General features: G+C 71.1%; 16 protein-coding genes and 1 tRNA gene. 6 read left to right on the top strand and 11 right to left on the bottom strand.

Annotated elements, in window-relative coordinates:
- A complete protein-coding gene (locus AC1DCT_RS05015) occupies nucleotides 1-804 on the bottom strand; it encodes a carbon-nitrogen hydrolase family protein (protein ID WP_477427840.1) in 804 nt (267 codons plus the stop codon).
- A 139-nt stretch (nucleotides 805-943) separates the two neighbouring features.
- Here AC1DCT_RS05015 and AC1DCT_RS05020 point away from each other — a divergent pair, with 139 nt between their 5' ends.
- Entirely contained in the window at nucleotides 944-1,732 is a 789-nt protein-coding gene (locus AC1DCT_RS05020; protein ID WP_477229401.1) for a slipin family protein, read from the top strand.
- A 45-nt stretch (nucleotides 1,733-1,777) separates the two neighbouring features.
- On the opposite strand, the gene AC1DCT_RS05025 is transcribed toward AC1DCT_RS05020, so the two are convergent.
- From AC1DCT_RS05025 to AC1DCT_RS05040, 4 genes are all read right to left on the bottom strand, one after another.
- Nucleotides 1,778-2,857, bottom strand: coding sequence for an alkene reductase (locus AC1DCT_RS05025; RefSeq protein ID WP_477427842.1), 1,080 nt, complete (start codon nucleotides 2,855-2,857; stop codon nucleotides 1,778-1,780).
- Nucleotides 2,858-3,006: 149 nt separating this feature from the next.
- Nucleotides 3,007-3,080, bottom strand: a tRNA-Met gene (locus tag AC1DCT_RS05030).
- Nucleotides 3,081-3,128: 48 nt separating this feature from the next.
- On the bottom strand, nucleotides 3,129-6,038 hold the full coding sequence (locus AC1DCT_RS05035) for a UPF0182 family membrane protein (RefSeq protein ID WP_440734514.1): 2,910 nt from the start codon (nucleotides 6,036-6,038) through the stop codon (nucleotides 3,129-3,131).
- Nucleotides 6,039-6,115: 77 nt separating this feature from the next.
- Entirely contained in the window at nucleotides 6,116-7,183 is a 1,068-nt protein-coding gene (locus tag AC1DCT_RS05040) for a YlbL family protein (RefSeq protein ID WP_441976446.1), read from the bottom strand.
- Between the two features lie 234 nt (nucleotides 7,184-7,417).
- Here AC1DCT_RS05040 and AC1DCT_RS05045 point away from each other — a divergent pair, with 234 nt between their 5' ends.
- Nucleotides 7,418-8,836, top strand: coding sequence for a zinc-dependent metalloprotease (locus AC1DCT_RS05045; protein ID WP_441976215.1), 1,419 nt, complete (start codon nucleotides 7,418-7,420; stop codon nucleotides 8,834-8,836).
- A 756-nt stretch (nucleotides 8,837-9,592) separates the two neighbouring features.
- On the opposite strand, the gene AC1DCT_RS05050 is transcribed toward AC1DCT_RS05045, so the two are convergent.
- Nucleotides 9,593-11,320 carry an ATP-dependent helicase gene (locus AC1DCT_RS05050; protein ID WP_441976216.1) on the bottom strand — a complete coding sequence of 576 codons (1,728 nt, stop codon included), beginning with the start codon at nucleotides 11,318-11,320 and terminating at the stop codon, nucleotides 9,593-9,595.
- Entirely contained in the window at nucleotides 11,317-12,330 is a 1,014-nt protein-coding gene (nudC, locus tag AC1DCT_RS05055; RefSeq protein ID WP_477229403.1) for an NAD(+) diphosphatase, read from the bottom strand. The genes AC1DCT_RS05050 and nudC overlap by 4 nt, the downstream gene beginning before the upstream one ends.
- Nucleotides 12,331-12,398: 68 nt before the next feature.
- Between nudC and AC1DCT_RS05060 the strand changes: the two genes are divergently transcribed.
- Nucleotides 12,399-13,832, top strand: a complete 1,434-nt coding sequence (locus AC1DCT_RS05060; protein WP_477427844.1) for a phosphotransferase — start codon at nucleotides 12,399-12,401, stop codon at nucleotides 13,830-13,832.
- On the opposite strand, the gene AC1DCT_RS05065 is transcribed toward AC1DCT_RS05060, so the two are convergent.
- Together AC1DCT_RS05065 and AC1DCT_RS05070 are read right to left on the bottom strand one after the other, a co-directional pair.
- Nucleotides 13,778-17,347, bottom strand: a complete 3,570-nt coding sequence (locus tag AC1DCT_RS05065) for a UvrD-helicase domain-containing protein (protein WP_477427846.1) — start codon at nucleotides 17,345-17,347, stop codon at nucleotides 13,778-13,780. The two genes, AC1DCT_RS05060 and AC1DCT_RS05065, sit on opposite strands and share 55 nt — an antisense overlap.
- Nucleotides 17,344-20,568: an ATP-dependent helicase gene (locus tag AC1DCT_RS05070; protein WP_477427848.1), complete on the bottom strand. Its 3,225-nt coding sequence runs from the start codon at nucleotides 20,566-20,568 to the stop codon at nucleotides 17,344-17,346. Before AC1DCT_RS05070 ends, AC1DCT_RS05065 begins: the two co-directional genes overlap by 4 nt.
- Nucleotides 20,569-20,735: 167 nt before the next feature.
- Here AC1DCT_RS05070 and AC1DCT_RS05075 point away from each other — a divergent pair, with 167 nt between their 5' ends.
- The gene (locus AC1DCT_RS05075; RefSeq protein WP_233311956.1) at nucleotides 20,736-20,960 is read left to right on the top strand and encodes a DUF3107 domain-containing protein; all 225 of its coding nucleotides are present in this window, start codon (nucleotides 20,736-20,738) and stop codon (nucleotides 20,958-20,960) included.
- Nucleotides 20,961-20,977: 17 nt separating this feature from the next.
- The gene (locus AC1DCT_RS05080) at nucleotides 20,978-21,265 is read left to right on the top strand and encodes a hypothetical protein (protein WP_440734521.1); all 288 of its coding nucleotides are present in this window, start codon (nucleotides 20,978-20,980) and stop codon (nucleotides 21,263-21,265) included.
- 72 nt (nucleotides 21,266-21,337) lie between these two features.
- Here the strand turns inward: AC1DCT_RS05080 and AC1DCT_RS05085 are convergent, their stop codons facing one another.
- A complete protein-coding gene (locus AC1DCT_RS05085; RefSeq protein WP_440734522.1) occupies nucleotides 21,338-22,051 on the bottom strand; it encodes a ferritin-like fold-containing protein in 714 nt (237 codons plus the stop codon).
- Between the two features lie 210 nt (nucleotides 22,052-22,261).
- Between AC1DCT_RS05085 and AC1DCT_RS05090 the strand changes: the two genes are divergently transcribed.
- Entirely contained in the window at nucleotides 22,262-23,785 is a 1,524-nt protein-coding gene (locus AC1DCT_RS05090) for a DEAD/DEAH box helicase (protein ID WP_440734523.1), read from the top strand.
- 117 nt (nucleotides 23,786-23,902) lie between these two features.
- On the opposite strand, the gene AC1DCT_RS05095 is transcribed toward AC1DCT_RS05090, so the two are convergent.
- Nucleotides 23,903-24,793 carry a PHP domain-containing protein gene (locus AC1DCT_RS05095; protein WP_477427850.1) on the bottom strand — a complete coding sequence of 297 codons (891 nt, stop codon included), beginning with the start codon at nucleotides 24,791-24,793 and terminating at the stop codon, nucleotides 23,903-23,905.
- Between the last annotated feature and the right edge of the window lie 118 nt (nucleotides 24,794-24,911).

Consider the following 24,911-nt stretch of genomic DNA (forward strand, 5'->3'; position numbering starts at 1 on the left):
TCAGCGCGGCACGACCCGGTAGCGGCGCAGCCGCAGCACCGGGTTGATCTCGCGGGTGCGGGCGACGAGCGCCGCGTCCAGGTCGGCGACGGCGATCCCCTCCCCCGTGCCGACCCCGGCGACCGTGACTCCCTGCGGATCGATCACGGCCGAATGCCCCACGCCGACCGGCGTCGGGTGATCGGCCGCGACGACGTAGGCGGTGCTCTCGATCGCGCGCGCCGCCAGCAGCGTGTTCCAGTGGTGCTCCTTGAGCGGGCCGCGCACCCACTCCGCAGGCACCACGAGCGCCTCGGCGCCCGCGTCGACGAGGGTGCGGGCGACCTCGGGGAAACGCAGGTCGTAACAGGTCATCAGCCCGAATGTCATCCCGTCGACGGTGAAGGTCGCGGCATCGCCGAGCTCGCCCGCCTCGATCCAGCGCGACTCCGACTGACCGAACGCGTCGTACAGATGCTGCTTGCGGTAGACGGCGAGCAGCCCCGTCCGGTCCACCGCGACGAGGGCGTTGCGGATCCGTCCTGCACCTGCCCGCTCGACCAGACCCGCGACGATCACGACCCCGTGCCGGTCCGCGAGCTGCCGCAGCCGACCGGTGAACGCGTCGTCCAGCTCCTCCGCGTTCGCGGCGAGGCTCTCGTCGAGCGGATCCACGAAGTAGCTGGAGTACTCCGGCAGCACGATCAGCCGCACCCCGCGTCCGGCGGCCTGCGCGACGAGGTCGCCGATCTTCTCCCGGTTCGCCGCACGGTCGGCGACAGGCGCGAACTGGCACACGGCGACGGAAACGGTGACGGCGGTCATCGCTCCATCATCGCTCACCTCGAGGCATGGACAGAACGCCCACCCGAAGTGACCCGAACCGGCGATGCGCGCCACGGGCAGGAGGACAATGGAGGCACTGGCCCGCGGCACGTCACCGGAGCCGGAGGAGGCGGTCCCCATGACCCCGCTCGTCGTCCTCATCGTCGTCGTGATCCTCGCGGTCATCGTGTTCTTCATGTCCGCGCGCATCGTGCGGCAGTACGAACGCGGTGTGGTGCTGCGGTTCGGGCGCCTGCACAACCTGCGCGAGCCGGGGATCCGGTTCATCTTCCCGATCGTCGACGTCATGATCAAGGTTCCGCTGCGGATCGTCACACTGCCGATCCAGTCGCAGGGCATCATCACCAAGGACAACGTGACGGTGGGCGTCTCAGCCGTGGCGTACTACCGGGTGGTCGATCCGGTGAAGTCGGTGATCGCGATCGAGAACGTGCGCTCCGCGATCGACCAGATCGCGCAGACCACACTGCGCAAGGTCGTCGGCCAGCACCACCTCGACGAGACCCTCTCCGACACGGCGGCGCTGAACGTGAACATCCGCGAGATCCTCGACGTCACCACGGTGGACTGGGGCGTGGAGGTGACGCTCGTCGAGCTGAAGGACATCCTGCTGCCCGACTCGATGAAGCGCGCGATGGCGAAGCAGGCCGAGGCCGAGCGCGAGAAGAGGGCGAAGATCATCGCCGCCGAGGGCGAGGCGCTCGCCGCCGCCCAGCTAGGCACCGCATCCGACACGATGATGTCGCACCCGCTCGCGCTCCAGCTGCGGACCCTGCAGACGCTGGTGGAGATCGGCGTCGACAAGAACACGCTCGTAATCGTGCCCGCCCCGCTCGTGAACACGATCGGGGAGGTCATGAACATGATCGACAAGGAGGCGGCGGTCGCGCAGGTGCGCGCGCACTGAGCGGCCTCGGAGGACGGCACCCGCGGCGCCGCCCTCCGGACACTGTCACGCGATGGGTTCGAGCGCCGGGTAGTCGATGTAGCCCTCCGCCGTGGCGCCGTAGAACAGCTCCGGTCGCGGCGCATTGAGCCCGGCGTCCTGCGCCCACCGTGTCGCCAGGTCGGGGTTGGCGATGACGGGCCGACCGACGGCCACCGCATCCGCCCATTCCTCGGCGACGAGCATCTCCGCCTCCTCTTTGACGGTCACGGCGGTGAATCCGGAGTTGACGATGAGCGGCGCGCCCGCCGCGCGACGGATGTGCTGCACGATCTCCGCCGTGGGCTGCGCGTAGAGGACGTCGATGAAGGCCAGGTCCAGGGGCGCGAGGCCCTGGGCGACCGCCGTGTACACGGCCCAGGCGTCGGCGTCGTCCTGCTCCAGCACCCCCTGGATGTTGTGCTGCGGCGACAGCCGGATCCCGGTCCGCTCGGCGCCCACGGCGTCGGCGACGGCGCGCGTGACCTCGACGGCGAAGCGTGCTCGGTTCTCGGCAGAGCCGCCGTAGCGGTCCTCACGGGTGTTGGACGCCGGTGAGAGGAACTGATGCACCAGATAGCCGTTCGCACCGTGCACCTCCACCCCATCCATCCCGGCAGCGATCGCGTTGCGGGCCGCGTCGGCGAACTGGGCGATCACCTCGGTGATCTCCTCCTCGGTCAGCGCGTGCGCGACCGGCAGCTCGGCCTTGCCGTGAGGGGTGTGCGTCTCCCCCGGCGCGGCGAGCGCACTGGGGCCGACCACGCGCGGTTCGCCCGAGATGTCGGGATGGGAGATCCGGCCGCCATGCATGAGCTGCATGACGATCGTGCCGCCTGCCGCGTGCACGGCATCGGCGATCCGCCGCCAGCCGTCGATCTGCTCGGGAGTCACGATGCCCGGCTGCCCCGGATACGACTTGCCCTCCGCGGACGGCCAGGTGCCCTCGGTCAGGATGAGCCCCTGCCCGGACCGCTGCCGGTAGTACTCCTCCATGGTCGCCGTCGCCACGCCATCCGCCCGGGCACGAGTGCGGGTGAGCGGGGCCATGACCACGCGGTTGGACAGCTGCAGGGCGCCGAAGACGGCGGGTTCGTAAAGATTCACAAGGAGGGTAAGGCGCGGCCCTCGCACGATATTCCGATACCGGCATGCGGATCGCCTGGGCACCGGATCGCGGCCCTCGGAACGACTCACGATCGCCGCATGACGAAGGCCCCCTGATCAGATTTCCCTGATCAGGGGGCCTTCTCTTGTTGCGGGGACAGGATTTGAACCTGCGACCTCCGGGTTATGAGCCCGGCGAGCTACCGAACTGCTCCACCCCGCGGCACAAGGAATAGCCTAACACGGGAATCGGCAGTGCGCGAATCGAGCGCTACTTCGTGGTGGTGCTGCCGCTCCCCTCGAGCTCGATCAGCCGGTTCACGGCGTCGGTGAGCTTCTGGTCCTGCACGGCGAACTCCGAGAGGTTCCCCGCCTTCAGCGCGGCGTCGCGCGCGACCATCGCCGCCTTCGCGTCCGCCAGGGCGGACTGGAACGCCGCGTCGCCGGTGGGCGGCGTGGTGCCGGTCCCCGTCCCGGGGGTCGGCGTCGGAGTGGGCGTGATGTTGTTGTCACCGCCCGCGGCGCCCGAGTCGCCGCCGAACAGCTGGTCCAGCGCCTCGGTGAGCGTGTCGGCGAAGGCGATCTTGTCGCCGAAGGCGACGAGGATCTTCTGCAGACGCGGCACCTGGGTGCCACCGGACGACTGCACGAAGACCGGCTGCACGTACAGGAACCCGCCGCCGACGGGCAGCGTCAGCAGGTTGCCGTGGGTCACCTTCGACTGCCCCTGCTTGAGCAGGTTGAGCTGCTGGCCCACGGTCGGATCCGAGTCGAACGAGTTCTGCACCTGGCCGGGGCCCGGCACCGTGGTGTCGGCGTCGATCTCCAGCATGCGCAGCTTGCCGTAGGAATCCGATTTCTTCCCCGCGGTCGAACCGGCATCCGCGTCGACAGACAGATAGCCCATCAGCACGTTCCGGCTGTTCGATCCCTGCGACGCGGGGATGAAGCTCGTGTACATGGAGAACTGGGACTGCTCCTGCCCGGGCATCTTCATGGTCAGGTAGTACGGAGGCTGCAGCTCGGGGTTGGCCGAATCGCTCTGCGGGTCGTTCGGGGTCTCCCAGAGGTTGTCCTGCCGGGCGAACGAGGCCGCGTCGTTGACGTGATAGGTGCCGAGCATCGCGCGCTGCACCTTGAACAGGTCGGTGGGGTAACGCACGTGGCTCATGAGCTGCGCCGACATGTCGCTGATCGGCTTGAGCGTGGACGGATAGATCTTCTGCCAGGTCTTCAGCACCGGGTCGGTCGGATCCCACGCGTACAGGGTGACCTTGCCGTCGTAGGCGTCGACGGTGGCCTTGACCGAGTTGCGGATGTAGTTGATGTCGTCCGTCACGAAGCCGGGCTGGGTGTTGACCGAGTCGCTGATCGCCTTGGGCAGGTTGACGGTGGTCGAGTACGGGTAGCTCGAGCTCGTGGTGTAGCCGTCCACGATCCACACGATCCGGCCGTCCACGATGCTCGGGTACGGGTCGCTGTCCAGCGTCAGGTACGGCGCCGCCTTCTGCACTCGATCCTTCGGTGCACGGTCGTAGAGGATCTGGGAGTCCTCGTTCACGCTCTCCGAGAACAGGATCTGCTCGGACTGGAACTTCAGCGCGTACAGCAGCTTCGTGAAGAAGTTGCCGACCCGCGGTCCGCCGTCACCCGTGAACGTCGTCTTCGTCTGGTTCTCGCTGGAGTCCTTGCCGCGCGGATAGTCGATCTCGACCGGCGCGGTGCCCTTCGGCGCTCCCACGATCGAATAGGCCGGCGAGTTCTCGCCGAAGTACACTCGCGGCTCGAACTTCTGGGCGTCGGTCAGCGTGCCCGAGGTCGGGATGCCCCGCTCCAGGAAGACCGGCTCCCCGTCGTCGGTGCGCTTGTTGCCGGCGGCGGCGACGAGGCCGTAGCCGTGCGTGTAGACGAGGGTGTTGTTGTTCCACGTCGGGCTGCCGATGCGGTCCGTGTCGATCTCGCGGACGGCGACCACCGCATCCTGGGTCTTGCCGTCGATCGTGTAGCGGTCGACGTCGAGCTTCGACGGGAACTTGTAATAGCTCCGGTACTGCTCGAGCTGCTGGAACGTCGGCCCGATCACATTCGGATCCATGATGCGGATCGACGCCGTCGTGTCGGCGTCGCTGCGCAGCTGCCCCGACTCGGCCGTGGTCTGCGCCTTGAACGGGGTGGTCTCCACGCCGTTGATCCCGTAGGCCGCCTTGGTGGCGGTCAGGTTGCGCTCGTAGTACTGCGCCTGCAGCTGGTTCTGGTTCGGCTTCACCTGGAAGGTGTTCACCGCCCACGGATAGGCGATGCCGAGCACGAGGGCCGCCACGATGAGCAGCGCGGTCGCCGCCAGCGGGAAGCGCCAGTGCCCGATCACCGCGGTGACGAAGAAAAGCACGGCCACGAGCGCGGCGATGATCGCGAGGATCGACAGACCGGGGATCACCGCGTTGACGCCGGTGAAGGCCGCACCCGTGATCTTGTCCTCAGTGGTGGTGAGCGTCTTGTAACGGTCCATCCACAGGCTCACCGCCTGGGTCAGCAGGTAGACGCCGGCGATCACGGCCAGCTGCACACGGGCCGCCTTGGAGATGCGCAGCTCCCCCTGGCCGATCCGCACCGAGCCGTACAGGTACAGCACGAGCGCCGACACCAGCAGCGACAGGATCAGCACCGCGGAGATGAAGCCGAGCAGCGCCTCGTAGAAGGGCAGGTCGAACAGGTAGAAGCCGGTGTCCAGGTGGAACTGGGCGTCCTTCTGGCCCGTCGCGGTGCCGTTGGCCCACTGCCACACGGTCTCCCACTGCCCCGCGGCGGCGAAGCCGGCGAACAGGCCGAAGAAGACCGGCATCCCCCACATCGCCAGGCGACGCAGCGGCTCGACGACCTCCTGGTACCGGTCCAGCTGCGAGCTCAGCCGCACGTAGACGGGCCGCATCCGGTAGGCCAGCTGGATGGCGATGAACATCGGCACCGCCATGCCGAGGAAGCCGACGACGAACATCGTCGCAGTCGCGATCCAGCGGGTGGTGAGCACGCCGGCGAAGTTCAGCTGGTCGTACCAGAGGAAATCGGTGTACATCGATGCGAACACGAAGAACGCGGCGATGAGCACGGCGAGGATCACCACCGTCGCGAGGACGATGCGTCGGGCAGTACGGGGCGCGGCCGGTGCGGGTGAGGTGGTCACCGTCCCATCCTAGGTCGGCGCTTTGTCGAGATCCCGAGCCGCGGGCGCCCCGGCTTCGCCCGTCGCGAACGCGCGGGCTACTTCTTCAGGTCTGCCGCCGTGCACGTGGGCAGCGCGGCGACGTCTCCCCCGTCGGCGATGACCTTGAGCGCATCGAGCGACTGCTCCAGGGTGTCGGTGCGCACCACCGTCAGCCCGGAGGGGACGTGGCCGTAGACCTCGTCGCAGTTGGACCCCGGCGCGAGGAAGTAGTCCGCGCCGGCCGCGCGCGCACCGTAGAGCTTCTGCCGGATGCCGCCGATCGGGCCGACCGTGCCGTCCGCAGTGATCGTGCCGGTGCCTGCGACCTGCTTGCCGCCGTTGAGGGCCCCGGGGGTGAGCGTGTCGATGATGCCCAGCGCGAACATCATGCCGGCGCTCGGACCGCCGACGTTGTCCAGCTGCAGCTTCACATCGATCGGGAAGTCGTACTTCTGCTGCAGCGTGATGCCGAGCAGCCAGCGGCTGCTTCCGCTCTGGACCTGCTTCTTCGGGGTGACCGAGACGTCCTGCCTCGTGCCATCGCGTTCGATCGTGAGCGTGACAGGAGATCCCGCCGACTGCTGGATCTCCGCCCGGACCGCGTCCGTGTCCGACGGATTCGCGCCGTTGACGGCGATGACCGCATCTCCCGCCTTCAGGATCCCGTGCGCGGCGCCGTCGTCGGTGACCGAGGCGACCTGGATCGTAACCGGCACGTCGTGGCCGAGTTCACGCAGGGCTGCGGCGGTGGCCTCCTGCTGCGAGTCGACCATCATCAGCTGGTTCGCCTGATCGCGCTGCGTCGTGGTGACGCCCTGCGGGAAGACGGCGTCGACCGGCACCACGGCCTTGGACGGGTCGAACCAGGCCAGCACGAGCTGCATCCACGACGGCGGGTTCTCCCGGTTGCCCACGACCTGCACGGTGGTGAGATCCAGCGCACCCTTGGTGGGATGGGTGTCGGCGCCCGTGACGGAGATCAGCCGCACGGACTTGCCCTTCGCGTCCTTGACCTCGCCAAGAGTGTTGAAGACCGGTCCCGGCTGCTCGATGACATACGGCAGCGGGAGGAAGGTCAGCACCAGCAGCGCGACGAGCGACACGATGAACGCGATCAGCCCGATCCGGGTGCCCCGGGGTGCACGCCGCCGCCCGCGCGTCGCTCCCGCGTCGGATCCTCCGCGCCCGGTCTGCTCGGGATCGCTCGGCGCGGGACTGATCGTCACAGGGCCTCCAGGCCGGGGGTCTGATGCTCGTTCGCGAGCGGCGTACAGCGGAGCGGTCCGTTCCCGGCGCATCCTGTGGTGGTGCAACTAGCGTAGTCAGCACGGGCTATACACGTGCTGAGAGGGCTCCCGATGGCTGAGAACGACCCGAACTCCGACGACTTCCTGCAGTTCCTCCGCCGTATGCTCGGCGGGTCGGCGGATGACTTCGACCTGAGCGCCCTGCAGGGCATGCAGGGGCTGAACCTCGACCCCGCGATGATGCAGCAGATGATGCAGCAGATGCAGGGCGCCATGAACGGCGACCCGTGGGAGACCACGCTGCGGCAGGCGCTGCACATCGCCAACCGTGATGGTCAGGGCATCGACACGGGCTCCCGCGCGTCGATCGCCGACGCCTTCGCCCTCGCGGATCTCTGGGTCGGCGAGGCGACCACGATCTCCGAGCTCGGCTCCGCCCCGCGCGCCCTCACGCGCGGCGAGTGGGTCGAGCAGACCCTTCCGGTATGGAAGGAGGTCGCCGCCCCGGTGTCCACGAGCATCGCCGACGCGCTGATGAGCGCGCTCGAGGGCCAGACCCCCGAAGAGATGCAGGGCATGGTTCAGGGCGCAGGGCGCCTGATGCGCGGCATCGGCAGCTCGGTGTTCGCGATGCAGTTCGGTCAGGTGCTGGGCAACCTGTCGCTCGAGGTGGTCTCCGGCGGCGACGTGGGCATCCCCGTGCTGCCGGCCGGCACCGCGGCCGTCATCCCGCAGAACCTCGCTGCATTCGGCGAAGGGCTGGAGATCCCGGAGGATCAGATCGCGCTGTACCTGGCGGCCCGGGAGATCGCGTACGCCCGGCTGTACCGGCACGCACGCTGGCTGCACCTGCACGTGATGACGCAGATCACCGAGTTCGCGAAGGGCGTGACGGTCGACGTCGACAAGCTCGAGGACGTCGCCGGCCGGCTCGATCCGTCGAACCCCGAGGAGCTCCGCGAGGCGATCGAGGGCGGGGCGCTGCTGCCAGAGCTGTCGGATGCACAGCGAGAGGCGCTGGAGCGGCTGGAGAACCTCATCGCCACCATCGACGGCTGGGTCGACGTGGTCACCACCCAGGCCACCTCGCGGCTGCCCGACAGCGTTCGGATCGCCGAGGCGGCCCGCCGCCGTCGCGCGGCGGGAGGCCCCGCAGAGGACGCGCTGGGCGCCCTGGTCGGGCTGAAGATCCGGCCGCGCCGGCTGCGCGAGGCCGCCGCGATGTGGCGGGCCGTCACCGAGGCGGTCGGCGTGGAGGCCCGCGACGCGCTGTGGGACTATCCCGACCTGATGCCGGATGCGTCCGACATCGATGATCCGGCCGCGCTCGTGGCGCGGTTGCAGTCGCGCGCACGGGGCGAGCAGCCCGCGCCCGACGAGATGGACGAGGCGCTCGAGCGGCTGCTGAACGGCGAGGACTTCGGCGATCCGGAGAAGTCGGATGATCCCGGGGCCGTGAACGGTTCCGAAGATGACGGATCGGGCGAACCGGACGGCTCCGGCGATGGGTCCGACGAGAAGCCGGTCTGACCGAGTTCTCCACCGATCGCGCATCCGGCCTCCAGGCAAGGTCGTGGACCGGTCATGATCGGGGCATGTCCACGATCCGACTCGATCCGGCGCACCCCGTGCTCTGGCGCGACGCCGACACCGTGCAGCTCGGCGCCGACCCGGCGCTGACACTGCACGTGGAGGCGCCGTGGATCCCCCGCATGCTGCAGGAGCTCGCGCACGGGATCCCCGCCCGCGCGTTCGAGGTCGTCGCCCACGGGGTCGGCGCGCCGCTGCCCGCTGCCCGCAGATTGCACGCCCAGCTGGAGCCGGTGCTCGTCGAGGTGGTCCCCCGGGCCGCGACACGGCTGGCGCCGTCGCCCGTGGTCGGGGCCCGCACGCTGCTCCGCCTCGAGGAGGCGCTCGCGGATGCCGGCGTCGATGTCGTGGACGACACGGACACGGTCGCGGTGGTCGTCCGGCACGGGGCCGTAGCCGCGCGCGACGCCGCGGCGATGCTGGCAGACGATCTGCCGCACCTGCCGTTGGCCTTCGATGCCGGCGGATCGACCGTCGGACCCCTCGTGGTGCCAGGGCGGACCCCGTGCCTTTCCTGCCGCGACTCGCACGACCGCGAACGGGATCCGTCCTGGGCGGCCCTGCATGTCCAGCTGCTCGAGCGGGATCCGGGCCGGGTCCCGCTCGGCGGGATCGCGTCCGCCGCGGAGGCGATCGCCGACCTGCTCAGCACGCGATCCCAGGCCGTACGCGACGGCTCGGGCCGGCTGATGCGGATCACCCGCGACGGGCGCCGATCATCGCGGACGGTGGAATTTCACGCAGACTGCCTCTGCCGATCTCCGCAAGGAAGCGAGACGGGCGCCGCCCTGCGCGATCCGCATCCCGCGACCACGTCATCGTCAGCGCTCGCGCGGCCCGCGTGACTCCGACGTACGCGAGCCGGCGCTCCTCGTCGATCGCGTCGAAGCCCGTCGCGTACGAGATCGGCAGCAGACCCTCCGAGCAGCCCACGAGATACACGTGCGGCCATTCCAGGCCCTTCGCGGCGTGCAGCGTGGACAGGGTCACGGTCCGCAGCACCGGCTCGTGCTGATCCTTGGCCCGGGCGAAGAGGTCGTCCGCGAAGCTGCGCATGGTGGTGCCGGCCGGAGCGTCCTCGGCGAGGCGCAGCACGGCGCGGCGGGCCTCCCAGGCGTCGCGCAGTGCTCCGCCAGCCTCGGGCGGATCGTCCGTGTAGCCGAGGCCGCGCAGCACGTCGCGCACGGCGCCGAGGAACGAGTGCTGCTGCGGCGCGACAGCGGCGGCGCGCAGGCCCTGCACGGCCTGACGCACCTCCGGCAGGTCGAAGAAGCGCTTCCCTCCCAGCACCGTGGCCGCGACCCCGGCCGCGGCGAGCGCCTGCAGAAGCGCCCCGGATTGCGAGTGGGCACGGTAGAGCACCGCGATCTCCTCGGGTGACACCCCCTCGGCGATGCGCGCGGCGATCGCCGCAGCGACCCCGCGAGCCTCCTCCGCGTCGTCGTCGAACGCCACCACGACCGGGTCATGCACGGGGATCGCCGGCGGCTCCTCGGATTCGGGGGCCGCGGCCGGCACGAGCTCGAGCGCCCCGGGACGTCCCTTCATGAGCGCGTTGGCCACACCGAGCACCCCGGCCGCGGAGCGGTAGTTGGTCTCCAGCCGCACCACCGTCGCATCGGCGTGACGGCGCTCGAAGTCGAGCAGGTAATGCTGGTCGGCGCCCGCGAAGGAGTAGATGGTCTGCGAGGCGTCACCGACCACGCAAAGGTCCCCGCGGTCGCCGACCCACAGCTCGAGCAGACGGTGCTGCAGCGGGGAGACGTCCTGGAACTCATCGACCGTGAAGTGCCGGTACTGCTCGTGCACCGCGGCGGCGACCCGGGGTTCCGCCTCGAGCATGCCCGCGCACGCGAGCAGCACGTCCTCGAAGTCGAGCTGATGCCGGTCATCCTTGAGCGTCTCGTAGGCGCGGGAGAGCTCGGCCACCTGGTTCTCGTCGAACCGCCCGACGGACCGTCCGCGCCGCGCCGCCTCTTCGATGGACAGCATGGAGACCTTGCGCCACTCGATCGCGGAGGCCAGATCGCGCAGCGTGGCGGTGTCGGGCCGGAGGCGCAGCATGTCCGCGGCCTGGGCCAGCAGGCGCACCTTGTTGTCCACGATCGCGGGGGCGGGGGCTCCTGCCAGTTGCGGCCAGAAGAAGCCGAGCTGAGAGAGGGCGGCGGCGTGGAACGTGCGTGCGGCGACGCCCTGCACGTTGAGCGCGCGCAGTCGGCCGCGCAGCTCCCCCGCCGCTTTCGCGGTGAACGTCACGGCCATGACGCGTGACGGCGTATAGGCGCCTGTCTCGACGCCGTGCGCGATGCGGTGCGTGATCACCCGGGTCTTACCGGTGCCCGCACCTGCGAGCACGGCGACCGGTCCGCGCAGCACGGACGCGGCTTCCCGCTGGCGTTCGTCGAGGCCGTCGAGCGCGCTCACCGCCGAAGCCAGTCGACGATGAGACGGTGCGCGATCGATGCCGCGCCGGGCAGTCCCACGGGTCCGTTCCCCTCGAGAGCGGATCCGACCTCCGCGCGGGTGAGCCAGCGCACGTCGATGATCTCCTCGCCGTCGCCCTGCACTCCCTCCTCGTCCACGGCGGTGGCGTGGAACCCGACCATGAGCGAGCGGGGGAACGGCCACGGCTGAGAGGAGAAGTACTCCACGTCGCGGACGCGCACGCCCGCCTCTTCGAACAGCTCGCGGTGCACCGTGGTCTCGAGTGACTCCCCCGCCTCGACGAAGCCCGCGAAGCAGGAGTAGAAGCGGCCCTTCCACTGCGCATTGGCGCCGAGGAGCAGGCGTTCGCCGTCGGCGCTCTGCACGGCCACGATCACGGCGGGGTCCGTACGGGGGAAGTGCTCCCGCCCGCACGAGGGGCAGTGCCGGGACCAGCCGCTCTGCCTCAGCTCGGCCGCGCTGCCGCAGGCGGGGCAGAATCCGGCGTCATGCAGCCATCCGGCCAGGGCGATGGCGGAGACGACCAGTTCCGCGTCGACCTCGTCGACCACGGGGAGAGCGTCCCGCAGGTCGCTCCAACGCGGCGCCCAGGATCCGTCCGCGTCCGTGTCATCTTCCGGATCCTGCAGTGCGAGAAGCAGACCGGATCCGTCGGCACGACGTCCCAAGAGAGCCCATTCCCGCGTACGAGCGAGGACGGGGTCACCGGCGGAGAGGAGGATGAGGCCGTCGTCCAGGGGCACGCGGCGCTCACGCACGACGAGCACTCCGGTGCGGGGATCGGCGCGGAGACGGGTGATCGTCTGCGGGTCGTCGCGCCACTGCGCACCCTTGTCGAGTGCCGCACGCTCGGGGGCACCTTTGTCGGCTGCTGCGCCCTCGGGGGCGGCTCCGTCGAGCACTGCGCCCTCGGCGACCACGCCATCCAGGACGGCGGCGTCCAGGACCACGGTGTCATCGGCGTTCGGTTCGGGGACGGTCTCCGGCACGGTCTCGACTCCCCTTCTCACAGGCGTGGCGGGCCCTGTGCGGACGAGGCTCGACCTACCCTGGTGACATGGCTCGCTCACCCTTCACTCTAGCCGCGGCGGTCACGGCGGCGGTGCCCGGAGCCGATGTCGTCGGCGCACGGGCCCTGTCATCCGGCGGCGACGGCCGATTCGACTCCGCCGTGGCGACGCTGGCCGACGGCACGGAGGTCGTGATCCGCGCGTCGAACGACGACGAGACGGCCTCCGAACTCGCCAAGGAGAGCCTGGCGCTGCGCGCCCTCACCGCCGGGGCCCGCTCGATGCTGCGCTTCGCCGCCCCCGAGCACCTCGGCGACGGCCGGGTCGGGGACACGCGCGCGCTGGTCACGACGCTGCTGCCCGGTTTCCAGATCGACGCCGCCGATGTGCCGGCCGGCCCCGGCGCCGCCGTCGCGATCGGCAAGGCCATCGCCGGGGTGCACGCCCTTCCCGCGTCGGTCGTCCGCAGCGCGGGTCTTGCGGAGCGGACGGCCGCCGAGGCGCGCGACGAGGTGCGCCTGCTCATCGATCGCGCCGCAGCCACCGGCCGCGTCTCGGCTCGCCTCACGGTGCGCTGGCGCGAGGCGGTCGACGCCGACGATCTGTGGCGCTTCGAGTCCGCCGTCACCCTGGGCGGCGCTCATGCGGAGTCATTCGTGTTCGCGGATGACGACGAGCGCGGCCCACGGGTCACCGGGATCGTGGGATGGCATGCGCTGTCGATCGGCGACCCCGCCGTGGACCTCGCCTGGCTGACCCTGGCCGCCGATGCGCGTGCCGATGTGCTGGACGCCTATGCGTCCGCCACGCTGCGCGCTCCCGATGCCGGCCTCGCCACGCGCGCCCGACTGCTTGCCGAGCTCGAGCTCGCGCGCTGGCTGCTGCACGGGCACGACACGCATCGCGCCGACATCGTCGACGACGCGGCACAGCTCCTGGACGCTCTCGCCGACGGGATCCATGACGACCTGGCCCCGCGCGCGGGTGCCGGCGCCGGCGTGGACGAGGCGATGTCCGCCCTGGACCGGGTGCCGGCGACCGGCGCGACCCGCATCGACACCTCCATGCAGACCGACACCTACGACGCGAGCGCGTTCGCGGGGATCTCGATGGACGACACCTCCGCGTTCGGGCCACGCGGTGCCGCGCGCACGGACGAGGACGACGAAGGCGCATCCCAGGCGCCCGAGGAGGATGCGGCGCCCCACGACGGAGCCCGGGAGGACCTGACCGCGGCGGGCTCGATCGAGCATCGGGATCCGAACGCGACCGAGGATCTCGGTGATCTGCGCGCGTCGTTCGGCCCCAGCGGCACCAGCCCGCAGGGATCCGCGGACCGGGACGATGAAGACAGCCCGGAGCGGCCCGGCACGCTGCTGCCCAGCGAGGGCGGCATCGCCGGCTCCGACTCCGACGTCGCCGAGGCTCACCGCGCGGCGCGGGCCGCATTCCAGCGCTGGACCAGCGCCTCCTCCGAGTAGACGGTGTCGCCCCGCAGCACGAGGTCGTCAGCGACGTAGAACAGCGCGACGTCGATCTCGTCCAGCGGCACCCCGAACCGGCGATGGTAGGCGAGCCGGTACAGCGCGAGCTGCAGCATGCGCTCCTCGCGCTCGGCCGCCGTCGCGGGCGGTCGGCCGGTCTTCCAATCCACGATCTCGATGCGCCCGCCGCGATCCTCGCGCCGGTAGACGGCGTCGAGCTTGCAGATCACGATGCGCGCGGGCTCGCCGTCGCCGACGGGCAGAGCGAAATCGATCTCCGTCTCCACGGCGATCGGCCGGAGTGGCGCCCACTCGCTGCGCTCGAAGATCTCCCGCAGTCGTGCAAGGTCCTCGGCGTCCGCGCGGGCGATCTCGTCCCCCGCATCGCCCTCTGCCGCGGCTGCACCGCCGCCGGCCAGGGAGAGCTGATCGTCGTCCAGATCCCACAGCGCATCATCCAGCGATGTGCCGACGCCCACGGATCCGGAGCGGTGCTCGACCCAGGCGTGGAAGAGCGTGCCGAGCCGGGTCTGCCGGTAGGGGCGCTCCGGCATGGGACGGGCGATCGCACGGATCGTGCCGCCGTAGTCGGTGACGTAGTCCTTGAAGCGCGAGGCCGGCACGCGCGTGGGCGCGTCCGCGATCGTGCCGCGCTGCCGCGCCGCCCGCTCGGCGAGCAGCCGTGAGAGCTCCGCGCTCGGCGCCGGCGCGGTCGCATCGGCCATCGCCTGGCGCACCTCCTCGGCGGCGCCTGCGACCCGTTCCCGGCGTCCGCCGAGTGGATCCATCGGCCACACGCTCGTGCGTGCCGCCCCCTCGTACGGGTTGTCCTCCGACTGCGGTTCGGGCAGCGGATCGAGTCCGAGCTCTTCGATCGCCTCGAGCAGGTAGGGACTCGGCTTGCGCATGTTCTTCTGCCCGGACCAGTGCGAGCCGGTCAGCAGCAGATCCGTGCGCGCCCGCGTGACGGCGACGTACGCCAGCCGTCGTTCCTCGGCGCGCTGGTAGTCGCGATAGTCGTCCTTGAACCGGCGCAGCGCACCGCCGTGCGGGTAGGCCTTGGTGATGCCCGCGGCGAGCGAGTCGAGAGCCGCCTTCTCGCGCTTGCGGGGATCGTCGCCGGCGACGTCCCTGGCGGCCTGCGGATCCCAGGCGAACCGCGGCAGCGCATCGCTGTCGCCGCGCAGCGCGAACGGTACGACGCCGAAGCCGAACCAGCCCTGCGCATCGGCGATCCGGCCCGGCAGCTCGTCCTCCACGAGGCGGACAACGGCCACCGCGTCCCACTCCAGCCCCTTCGAGCCATGGATCGTGAGCAGCTGCACCACGCCCGGTTCCGGCGGCTCGGTGCGGGGCATGAGCTCGTCCGTCATCTCGGCCTTGTCGAGCCAGGCGAGCAGGCTCGAGATCGTGCCACGGTCGTCAGCGACGAGGAACGCGCGCACCTCGTCGCCGAACGCGCGCAGCTGCGTCGCGGCGACCCTCGCAGGCCCCCGGGTCTCGTTCACGGCGAGCTCGATGTCCAGGCGCAGCTCGGACTCGATCGCGCGGATCAGCTCGAGGATCGGCTGCCCTGCCGCCCGGCGCAGTCGCTCCAGCATCTCCCCCGCCGCGCGCAGCCGCTCGCGGCCGGCAGGGCTGATCCGCTCGATCAGCCGGTAGTCGTCGCGGGCGGTGCGCACGAAATCGACCGCATCGACGATCGACACGGCCTCGTCGGCGCCGCGCGAGGAGCGCAGCCGCTGCTTCAGCTCGTCCGTCAGCGGAGCGAGCGCGCCGTCTCGCACCGCGAGTTCCCGCGCCAGGTCGTACAGCGCCGCCATGTCTGCGACGCCGATCGCGAAGCGCGGGCCGACGAGCAGCCGGATCAGCGCGGATCCCGCCGCCGGATCGTGGATCACCCGCAGCGCCGAGACCACGTCCACCACCTCCGGCGTCGCCAGCAGTCCGCCGAGACCGAGGATCCGGTGCGGGATGCCCTGTGCGGCGAGGGCGCCCGCGAAGGTCTGCATGTGCCGCTTGGACCGGAACAGGATCGCGCCGGTGTGCGGGCGGGCATCCTGCGTGCGCCCCTCCTGTGCCTCGTCGTGCGCGGCCCGGCGCTCGGCGAACCAGGTCGCGACCGCCTCGGCCTCGTCGTCCGCCGTCTCGCCGTACCGCACCTGCACCCGTCCCGTGCCGGATCCGGGCCGCGGCTCGAGAGCCGGTACGTCCAGGCCCGGGCGCTGCAGCGGCAGCAGCAGGCGATTCGCGACATCGAGGATCCGCTCGTCGTTGCGCCAACTCGTCATCAGGCTGTAGGTCTCGGCGGTCCGCTCCTCGGCGAACGTGCGTCCGAAGGCGTAGAGGTTGTCCGCGCTCGCACCGCGCCATCCGTAGATGGACTGGTGCGGATCCCCGACCGCCATCACGGCACCGTCGCGGAACAGCGCGGCGAGGAACCGCGTCTGGATCACGGACGTGTCCTGATACTCGTCCAGCAGCACGACGCGGTGCTGCGCGCGCAGCTCGGCACGCACCTCGGGCGACGCCTGCACGATGTCGAACGCACCGCCGACCTGGTCGGCGAAGTCGAGCACGCCGCGGCGTCCCTTCTCCGCGATGTACTCGCGCACCAGATCCACGAGGATCGGCATCGTGCGGAGGTTGTCCACGGCCTTGGCCACATCGGCGTTGCCGCGATAGGGCTCGAAGTCGGAGGCAGTCCGAGCGGCGATGCGGACCATCGCATCCAGGTCGACCCGATGATCGAGCACGTCCCCCGCGAGACGCTGCACGGCATCGATCACGCCGTTCAACGAGCGGTCCACCTCGTCGAGGCCATCCAACTCAGCACGCAGCACGACAGAACGGGCGATGAGCCACGACGCCGACTGGCTGAGCATCGCCGCATCGGGGTCACGGCCGATGTGCGCCGCGTGCTCGCGCACGATGCCGTCCGCGAAGGCGTTGTACGTCGACACGCGAGGCCGGATGATGAGATCCTCCGCAGCGCGGGGGGCCGTCGGATCCCACCCGGTGTCGAACCGCACGGCGAGTTCGTCCAGCACCTCGCGCTGCACGGCGGCGCGCTGCGCGGGACCGGTCGCCGCCCCCACCCGGTCGAGTGCGCCGGTGCGCACGATCTCCGCAAGATGCGGCAGCAGGCCCCTGCGTCCGTACTCGTCGATGCGATCGAGACGCAGCGCGATCCGCTCGGCGAGCTCGCCGGCGGCCTTGCGGGTGAACGTGAGCCCGAGGATCTCGTCGCGCTCGACGTGACCGTTCGCGACGAGCCAGACCACGCGGCCCGACATGGTCTCGGTCTTGCCGCTGCCGGCGCCGGCGACGACGAGCGCCGGAGTCGGAGGCGCCTCGATCACGCGCTGCTGCGCCAGGGTCGGCGTAGGCAGGCCGAGGGCAGCGGAGATGTCGGTGGCGGCGATGCCGTGGCCGGGGCCCCAGCCGTCCTCGATCGCGCCGTCGCTGACCACGGCGGGGCCTGCGACGGCCGGCCCGCTCGTGCCGCTCATGCGCTCACCGCCGGGATGGTGTGGATGCGACAAGGGCTGATCCGCACCTGCGTGTCGGCGCAGTGCGCCTCGACCTGCGCCGTGAAGCTCGACGCGGCCATGCCGCGGCCCGCCTCGGCGACGCGCTGCAGGAACGCGGCGCGCGCCTCGTCGCCCAGCCGATGCTGGTGCGCCACGCGGTAGGGGCTCTGCCCGATGGTCTGCGCGACGAGGACGAGGCGAGCACCGGCGAGCGCGGCCGGATCCGCATCCTCGACCTGACCCTGTTCGACGGCGAGCTGATACGCGGCCAGCTGCGCGTGCTCGGTCACGAGCGCCTCTGTGCCGGGCTCGTACTTGCCCGTCTTCAGATCCACCACCACCACGCGCTCTCCCCCGGCGCCGTCCGCCATCGTGCTCCAGGTGCGCCCGCGCGCGGCCTCGTGCTCACCGGAACCCGCCGGATACGCCTCGACGCGGTCGATGTAGCCGCTGACGATCGCCTGCTGCGCCGGCTTCTCGGGATCGATGGAGTGCGCGGTCGGCTCGGCGGCGAGGTCGACGGCGAAGCGGAATCCGCCTTCGGAGGCGATCACTCGGCCTCCCTCGCGCTGCACCTCGGTCAGGTAGTCGTGCAGGCGCTGCAGGTACAGGTCCGCTCTGCGGCGCTCCTTGGCGTCGATCCACGGCGTTTCGAAGTCGAGCTCGCCCCAGCGCTCCTCGAGGATGCGCCGCATGGCCTCGAGGTCGCCGTCGGGCACGTGCTCCATCGCCGCGTGCACGATCGTGCCGATGCCCGCCGAAGGCGGAGCGACGGTGTCTCCCCCGAGCGCGGCCACGGCCCAGTTGACCCCGCACTCCTCGAACGCCTCGAGCCGTGACGGCGAGACGGACACCGATCCGGTCTCCAGATCCCGCAGCGGACGCTCATCGGACGGCCCTCGCACGCCGAACCACTCATCCGGATCCGCCCCCGGCACGTCCGCCTCGGCCAGCAGTCGCAGCTGCCCGGCCGCCTCGGACCGCGCAGCCGGGTCCGGCGAGGTCGTGAGCACCCTGCGGTGCTTGGCGACGAGGCCTCGGAGGGTCAGCGGATGCGCATGCCGCTCCTGGGCGGGCAGCGGATCCGGCAGGAACCCGAAGAACGCGCTCGGACTCTGATCGTCGTCGTCGACCGCGGTCACCAGCAGCCGGTGGCGAGCGCGGGAGAGCGCCCGCACGAACAGACGCAGCTCGTCATGCAGCGCCGCACGACGCCGGTCGAGTGTGGAGTGCTCGTGCTCCGGCTCACCGGAGCGCGCCGCGGCGACCGCCTCGCCGAGACGCCAGGTCTCCAGCAGCCCGCCGCGCAGCCGGACGTTCGGCCACACCCCGTCCTGCAGGCCGGCGATCACGACGGCATCGAACTCCGTGCCGAGGGCGGTGGCCGGCGTCATCAGGGTGACCGTGGCGGGGCGCTCCGGGGCGGAGAGGGAGTCCTCGGGCACCTCGCTGTCGAGGATGTCGTGGATGAACGCCTCGGGACCCTTCTCCGGCGCGCGCTCCACCGAGCGCTTGGCCGCGTCGAACAGCGCGACCAGGGCGTCCAGGGCGCGCGCGGTCTCGGCGCCGGAAGGAGAGCCCGCGGCCTCCTGCCACGCGAGCGCGAGGCGTCGACCGTCGGGGGCGCGGGAGGAGTCCCACACCCGCCAGAGCAGCTCGTGGATCGTCTCGCCGCGCAGCCGGGCTTCGCGCACCTCGTGCAGCACGGTGCCGAACCGGTCCGCGGTACGCGCTTCGGCCGTGTCGATCCTCGCGAACCGCGCGGGCTCCGCGAGACCGTCACGCAGCAGCAGCCGTGCGGGTGCGGACCCGCCGGCTTCCAGTTCGAGGTGACGCAGCCGCGCCCGGAGCCGGCGCAGCCCCACGCCGTCCAGCCCGCCGAACGGCGTGCGCAGCGCCTCGGCGAGCAGTTGCGGATCCCGCTCCGTCGGCTCGGTGAGCGCGAGCCGCACGATCCCGACGATGTCGCGCACGATGGTCTCGCTGCCGAGCGGGCGCTGCACGCCGGCCGCGCGGGTGGGCACCTCGCGGGCGGCGAGCTCGGCCTCCAGGGCCGCCACCTGGCGGGTGTCGTGGGCGATCACGGCCATGCGCTCCCACCCGATGCCCTGCAGCAGGTGCCATTCGCGCAGCGTGCGTGCGATGAGGTCGTGCTCCTCGTGCGGCGACGGCGCGATGAACGCCTGCACGGCGTCACTCGGCGCGCCATCCTCTGCCGCTCCCGGCGCGCGGCGGTGCTCGATCCGTCCCGACGCGCCGATCGTCTGCACCACGGTGCGGGTCAGCGCGGTGAGCGGCGGATCCTGCCGATGCGACTCGTCCAGCACGTGCACGTCGCCGAGCATCGCAGCGAGGCGCGCGAACAGCTCGGGGCCGGCGCCGCGGAACGCCCCCGAGGAGATGTCCGGATCCCCGAACGCCAGCACCGCGATGCCGCGAGCGCGCAGAGCTTCGACCAGCGTCACGCCGCCGGCGGTCAGCTCCTGCGCGTCGTCGATGAGCACGACCCGCAGACGTCCGAGCGGGCCCAGCATCTCCTGTGCGGCGGTGTGCAGGATGGCGGCGGCCTCCGCGAGCAGATCCGCGGCGTCGCGGTGCGCGGCGCGGGCGCGATCCAGCACCCTCCGATAGGACTGTGCGAAGGATCCGACGGCACGCCAGGCCGGGCGCTCCGATCGCCCCAGCCCCGCCGGGGTGACGCCGAGCTCGGTGCATTCGGCGAGGAAGGCGCGCAGTTCGGAGCGGAACGCTCTCGACGAGCGCACCGCCGCCGGCAGGCTCTCCGGCCAGCGGCTGCGGATCCCCTCGGCCTCGTCCTCCGCATCGCCGGAGAGCAGATCCGCGATGATGCGATCCTGGTCGGCACCGGTGAGCAGCGCCGGCGGTTCCTGCCCCGCGTGCACCATGGTGCCGCGGACCAGTTGGAACGCGAACGAGCCCAGCGATCGGGCGAGCGGGCCCGGCGTCGCGACGCGCACGCGGACGCCGATCCGGTCGCGCAGGGCCGTGGCCGCCTGTCTGTTCGGAGTCAGCGCGAGCACCTGCTCCGGGGCGAGACCGCCGTCGACGAGCGCGGCGACCCGCTCCACGAGCGCGTGCGTCTTTCCCGTGCCCGGTGCGCCGATCACGGTGCCGACCGCCGTCTCCGGGGCGCCGATCACGGCTGCCTGCGCAGGGGTCGGGGCGGGCTGTGCGGGCATGTTCCCACGCTATCCGCCGCGGCCGACATCGCCGCCCGCGATGCCCGGCGCCGGCGGGGAATCGCCCTCGGCGAACACCGCCCGGCACGCGGTCCCGCCCGCTCGACCCCGCGATAGAGTGACGGGACATCGGCTTTCAAGAGCACGACCTTTCAAGGAGCATTCCCGTGGAGATCCGCATCGGCATCATCAACACCGGCCGTGAGCTCAGCTTCGAGACCTCGGCCTCCGCCGACGAGGTGCGCACGCAGATCGCCGGCGCCCTCGATCAGGGTGCCAGCCACGTGACCCTGAGCGACACCAAGGGCAACTCCTACATCGTGCCGACCGCGAACCTCGGCTACGTCGAGCTCGGGACCGAGGAGTCCCGCCGCGTCGGCTTCGTGGCCTGACGCAGGAACTGAGCCGCGTGTACATCCTGCTCGCGCTGATCGCCGCCTGCGCGCTCGGTGTCGTGGTGCACTTCACGATCCCGCAGCGCGAACTCCGCGGTGTGGCTCTCGTGCCGGCGATCGCGACGGCCGTCGCGGCCGCCGCCTACACTCTCGGGCAGTGGGCGGGCCTGAAGGAGTCGAGCGTGTGGCTGTGGCTGATCGCCCTCGGCGGCGCGATCGTGATCTCCGCGGCAGCCGGCGTCATCCTGACCCGCGTGCGGAGTCACGGCGACGCCGTGCGCCGCGCCGAACTCGGCGTCTGAGCCGAGCGTGACCGCCTCCGAGGGCAGGGATCGCGCCCGCACGCTGCGCGGAGAGCGCCGGGCTTCCGCCCGCTAGGAGGCGAGGCCCATCGCGTCCATGCGGCGGGCGTGCGCACCCATGAGCTCGGTGAACACCGGCTCGAGCTTGTCGTCCTCCGCGCCGGGCAGGTGCGGCCGCAGCGCCGCGCGGGCGACGAGGATGGTGTCGCCGACGAGACGGCGCCCCCACATCGACAGGAGTGAGCGCCACTGCTCGTCGCTCGCGATCGTGGCCTGCACGATCCCGACGATCTCGTGCCGGTCATCAGCCTCGGAGAGGATCCTGGCGACCTTCGTCCCGGTCTCGCCGTAGCTGGAGGCGAGCGCGAGGTAGAAGTCGTCGAGCATGCCGGCGGTGAGGTACACCGCGAGCATGGTCTCCGCGATGCGCGGGCCCAGGGTCTTGCGGCGGAACGCGTCGAGTTGCTCGCGGAACGGCAGCATCACCTCGGTCGGACGGTCGCCGTGCGCGGCGATGATCGCGACGATGCCGTGGTGTTTGGCGAGGGCCGCCCCGGCGGCGCGGGAGAGGATCTCCTTCTCCGCGAGATCGTCCGTCGCACGGATGAGACGGGTCAGCGTCTCGAAGTAGCCGAGCTGAAGGTAGGCGGCCTGACCGAGGAAGGTGTTCAGCTCGGGCGCCAGCTCGGCGAAGTCGACGCGGGTCGCGTCACCCGCATCGCCCCGGGAGCGGAGCACCAGCGCGCGCCGCGGCGCCTTATCGCGCTGCCAGAACCACCTCACCACGCGCCCAGCCTAGTCGAGACGTCCCGCCCGACCGGGGGCGCCGCGCACGCCGATCACTCCGATCCCGGGTACGCGTGCCCGCTCCGGTAGGCTGGATCCCGCTCCGGCGACGGATCGGAGCCCCGCGCCTGTGCATACGGATTCGGCGTGGACCCCATCAACGAGGCGGCGCCGCGATCGCAAGGCCCGCCGGACAGGCAATCAAAGACTGTGACTTCTTTCGCCGATCTCGGCATCGATCAGGACATCGTGGACGCCATCGCGGCGAAGGGCATCGTCGACGCCTTCCCGATCCAGGAGCAGACCATCCCGCTCGGCCTTCCCGGCCAGGACATCATCGGCCAGGCCAAGACCGGCACCGGCAAGACCTTCGGCTTCGGCATCCCCGTGGTGCAGCGTCTCGGACTCGACCCCGAGCCCGGTGTGAAGGCGCTCATCGTCGTGCCCACCCGCGAACTCGCGGTGCAGGTGTACGAGGACATGGATCTGCTGACCAGCAACCGCTCGACGAGCGTCGTCGCGATCTACGGCGGCAAGGCCTACGAGGGCCAGATCGACCAGCTCAAGGCGGGTGCGCAGATCGTGGTCGGCACCCCCGGGCGCCTCATCGACCTCGCGGGGCAGCGTCTGCTCGACCTGTCCCACGCGACCGAGGTCGTGCTCGACGAGGCCGACAAGATGCTCGACCTCGGCTTCCTCGCCGACATCGAGAAGATCTTCCAGAAGGTCCCCGCGGTGCGCCACACGCAGCTCTTCTCCGCCACGATGCCGGGACCGATCGTGGCGCTGGCGCGCCGGTTCATGACGAACCCGATCCACATCCGCGCGAACGACCCCGACGAGGGCCTCACTCAGGCGAACATCAAGCACCTCGTCTACCGCGCGCACTCGCTGGACAAGGACGAGGTCATCGCCCGCATCCTCCAGGCCGAGGGCCGCGGCAAGACGGTGATCTTCACGCGCACCAAGCGCGCCGCCCAGCGCCTGGTCGACGAGCTGGGCGACCGCGGCTTCAATGTCGGCGGCGTGCACGGCGACATGGGTCAGGATCAGCGCGAGCGCTCGATGGCCGCGTTCAAGGCCGGCAAGAAGGACGTGCTGGTCGCGACCGACGTCGCCGCCCGCGGCATCGACGTCGATGACGTCACGCACGTGATCAACCACACGATCCCGGACGAGGACAAGACCTACCTGCACCGTGCGGGCCGCACCGGCCGCGCGGGCAAGACCGGTATCGCGGTCACGTTCGTCGACTGGGAGGACCTGCACAAGTGGGCCCTCATCAACCGCGCCCTCGAGTTCGGCCAGCCCGAGCCCATCGAGACGTACTCGTCGAGCCCGCACCTCTACGAGGACCTGAACATTCCGGCCGGCACCAAGGGACGCCTGGTCACCGCACCGGTCTCCGAGAAGCCGGCCCGCAAGCAGCGCGAGCCGCAGCGTGCCGCCGACGCGGCCGCCGAGGGCACGAGCGAGGGCACCACCCGCCGTCGCCGCCGCCGCCGCAACGCGGAGGACGAGGTCGGTTCGACGTTCACCGAGGGCGCGGAGGCTCCCGCCGCCAAGGCGGCCGGATCCGGTGACGCCGACCGTGCCGCCGAGGGATCCGGAACGCACGACGGCCAGGGCGCCGAGCATCACGACGGCAAGCCCGCCGCGCAGCGTCGTCGTCGCCGTCGTCGCCGTCCCTCCGGCGGTGCCGCCGCGGGCAGCGCGCCGCAGCCCGGAGCCTGAGCCCGCCCCGCGCTCGCTCCCGCCCCGCGCTCGCCTCTGACCGCGAGACTCCATCTGGGCGACGAGACTGCACTTCACAGGCGCAGTCTCGTCGCCCAGTTGCAGTCTCGCGGGCAGTTACCGGGCCCGGATCGGGTAGACCGGGGCGGAACCGGATCCGCGGTCGATGATGCGCTGCAGCATGGCCGGATCCGTGGTGTTCTCTCCGGGCACGTTCGGCTTGCCCGCGCCGTGGTAGTCGCTGGACCCGGTCACGATGAGGTCGTTCTCGGCGGCGATGCCGCGCAGCCAGGCGCGCCCCTCGGCGGTGTTCTCGCGGTGATCGATCTCGAGCCCGGCCAGGCCCGCGTCGATGAGACGCCGCAGGGTGGCGTCGGTCATGCGCTCGCGCCCGGCCGGGTGCGCGATCACGGGCACTCCCCCGGCACCGACGACGAGCTCGATCGCCGTGAGCGGATCCGGCGCGTAGTGCGCCTCGTAGTACCCCTGGCGCGGATGCAGGATCCCGTCGAACGCCTCTCCGCGGTCGCCCACGATCCCTCGCGCGATCAGCGCATCGGCGATATGAGGCCGGCCCACGGTCGCCCCCGGATCGGTCTGCTCGAGCACGTCCTCCCAGCGCAGCGCGTAGTCACGGCCGATGTTGCGCACGATGCGTTCGGCTCGGCCGATGCGGTCGTCGCGGATGCGCGCCGTCTCGGCGAGGAGATCCGGATCCGTGGGGTCGAACAGATACGCGAGCACGTGGACGCTGCGCCAGCCGTCCTTCGAGGACAGCTCCATGCCGGGGATGAACGTCATGCCCCGTTCCGTCGCGGCAGCGGCCGCATCGCCCCATCCGGCCGTCGTGTCGTGGTCCGTGAGAGCGATCGTGCCCAGGCCTTCGTCCGCGGCCCGTCTGACGACGGTCGTGGGATCCTCCGTGCCGTCCGAGCGGTTCGAGTGCAGATGCAGATCGATCGGCCCGTCGAAGAGGGCGGGGCGTGACGTCGGATCGGCATCGGTCATCCTCCGAGCGTAGCGATCCCCCGCCTCTCGGACCGCCGCGGCCACGGGGCGGCGGGCGGGCGGATCCTCGGCTGCGCACCAGATGTCTCACAGATCCGCTCGCCTAGGCTCGAAGGCG

Source organism: Microbacterium sp. 10L49 (assembly GCF_056395125.1).

Bases quoted from the DNA above. Each gene is read 5' to 3' on its own strand.
- AC1DCT_RS05045 (WP_441976215.1), top strand. From the start codon at position 7,418: ATGGCTGAGAACGACCCGAACTCCGACGACTTCCTGCAGTTCCTCCGC.
- AC1DCT_RS05020 (WP_477229401.1), top strand. From the start codon at position 944: ATGACCCCGCTCGTCGTCCTCATCGTCGTCGTGATCCTCGCGGTCATC.
- AC1DCT_RS05060 (WP_477427844.1), top strand. From the start codon at position 12,399: ATGGCTCGCTCACCCTTCACTCTAGCCGCGGCGGTCACGGCGGCGGTG.
- AC1DCT_RS05070 (WP_477427848.1), bottom strand. From the start codon at position 20,568: ATGCCCGCACAGCCCGCCCCGACCCCTGCGCAGGCAGCCGTGATCGGC.
- AC1DCT_RS05015 (WP_477427840.1), bottom strand. From the start codon at position 804: ATGACCGCCGTCACCGTTTCCGTCGCCGTGTGCCAGTTCGCGCCTGTC.
- AC1DCT_RS05065 (WP_477427846.1), bottom strand. From the start codon at position 17,347: ATGAGCGGCACGAGCGGGCCGGCCGTCGCAGGCCCCGCCGTGGTCAGC.
- AC1DCT_RS05095 (WP_477427850.1), bottom strand. From the start codon at position 24,793: ATGACCGATGCCGATCCGACGTCACGCCCCGCCCTCTTCGACGGGCCG.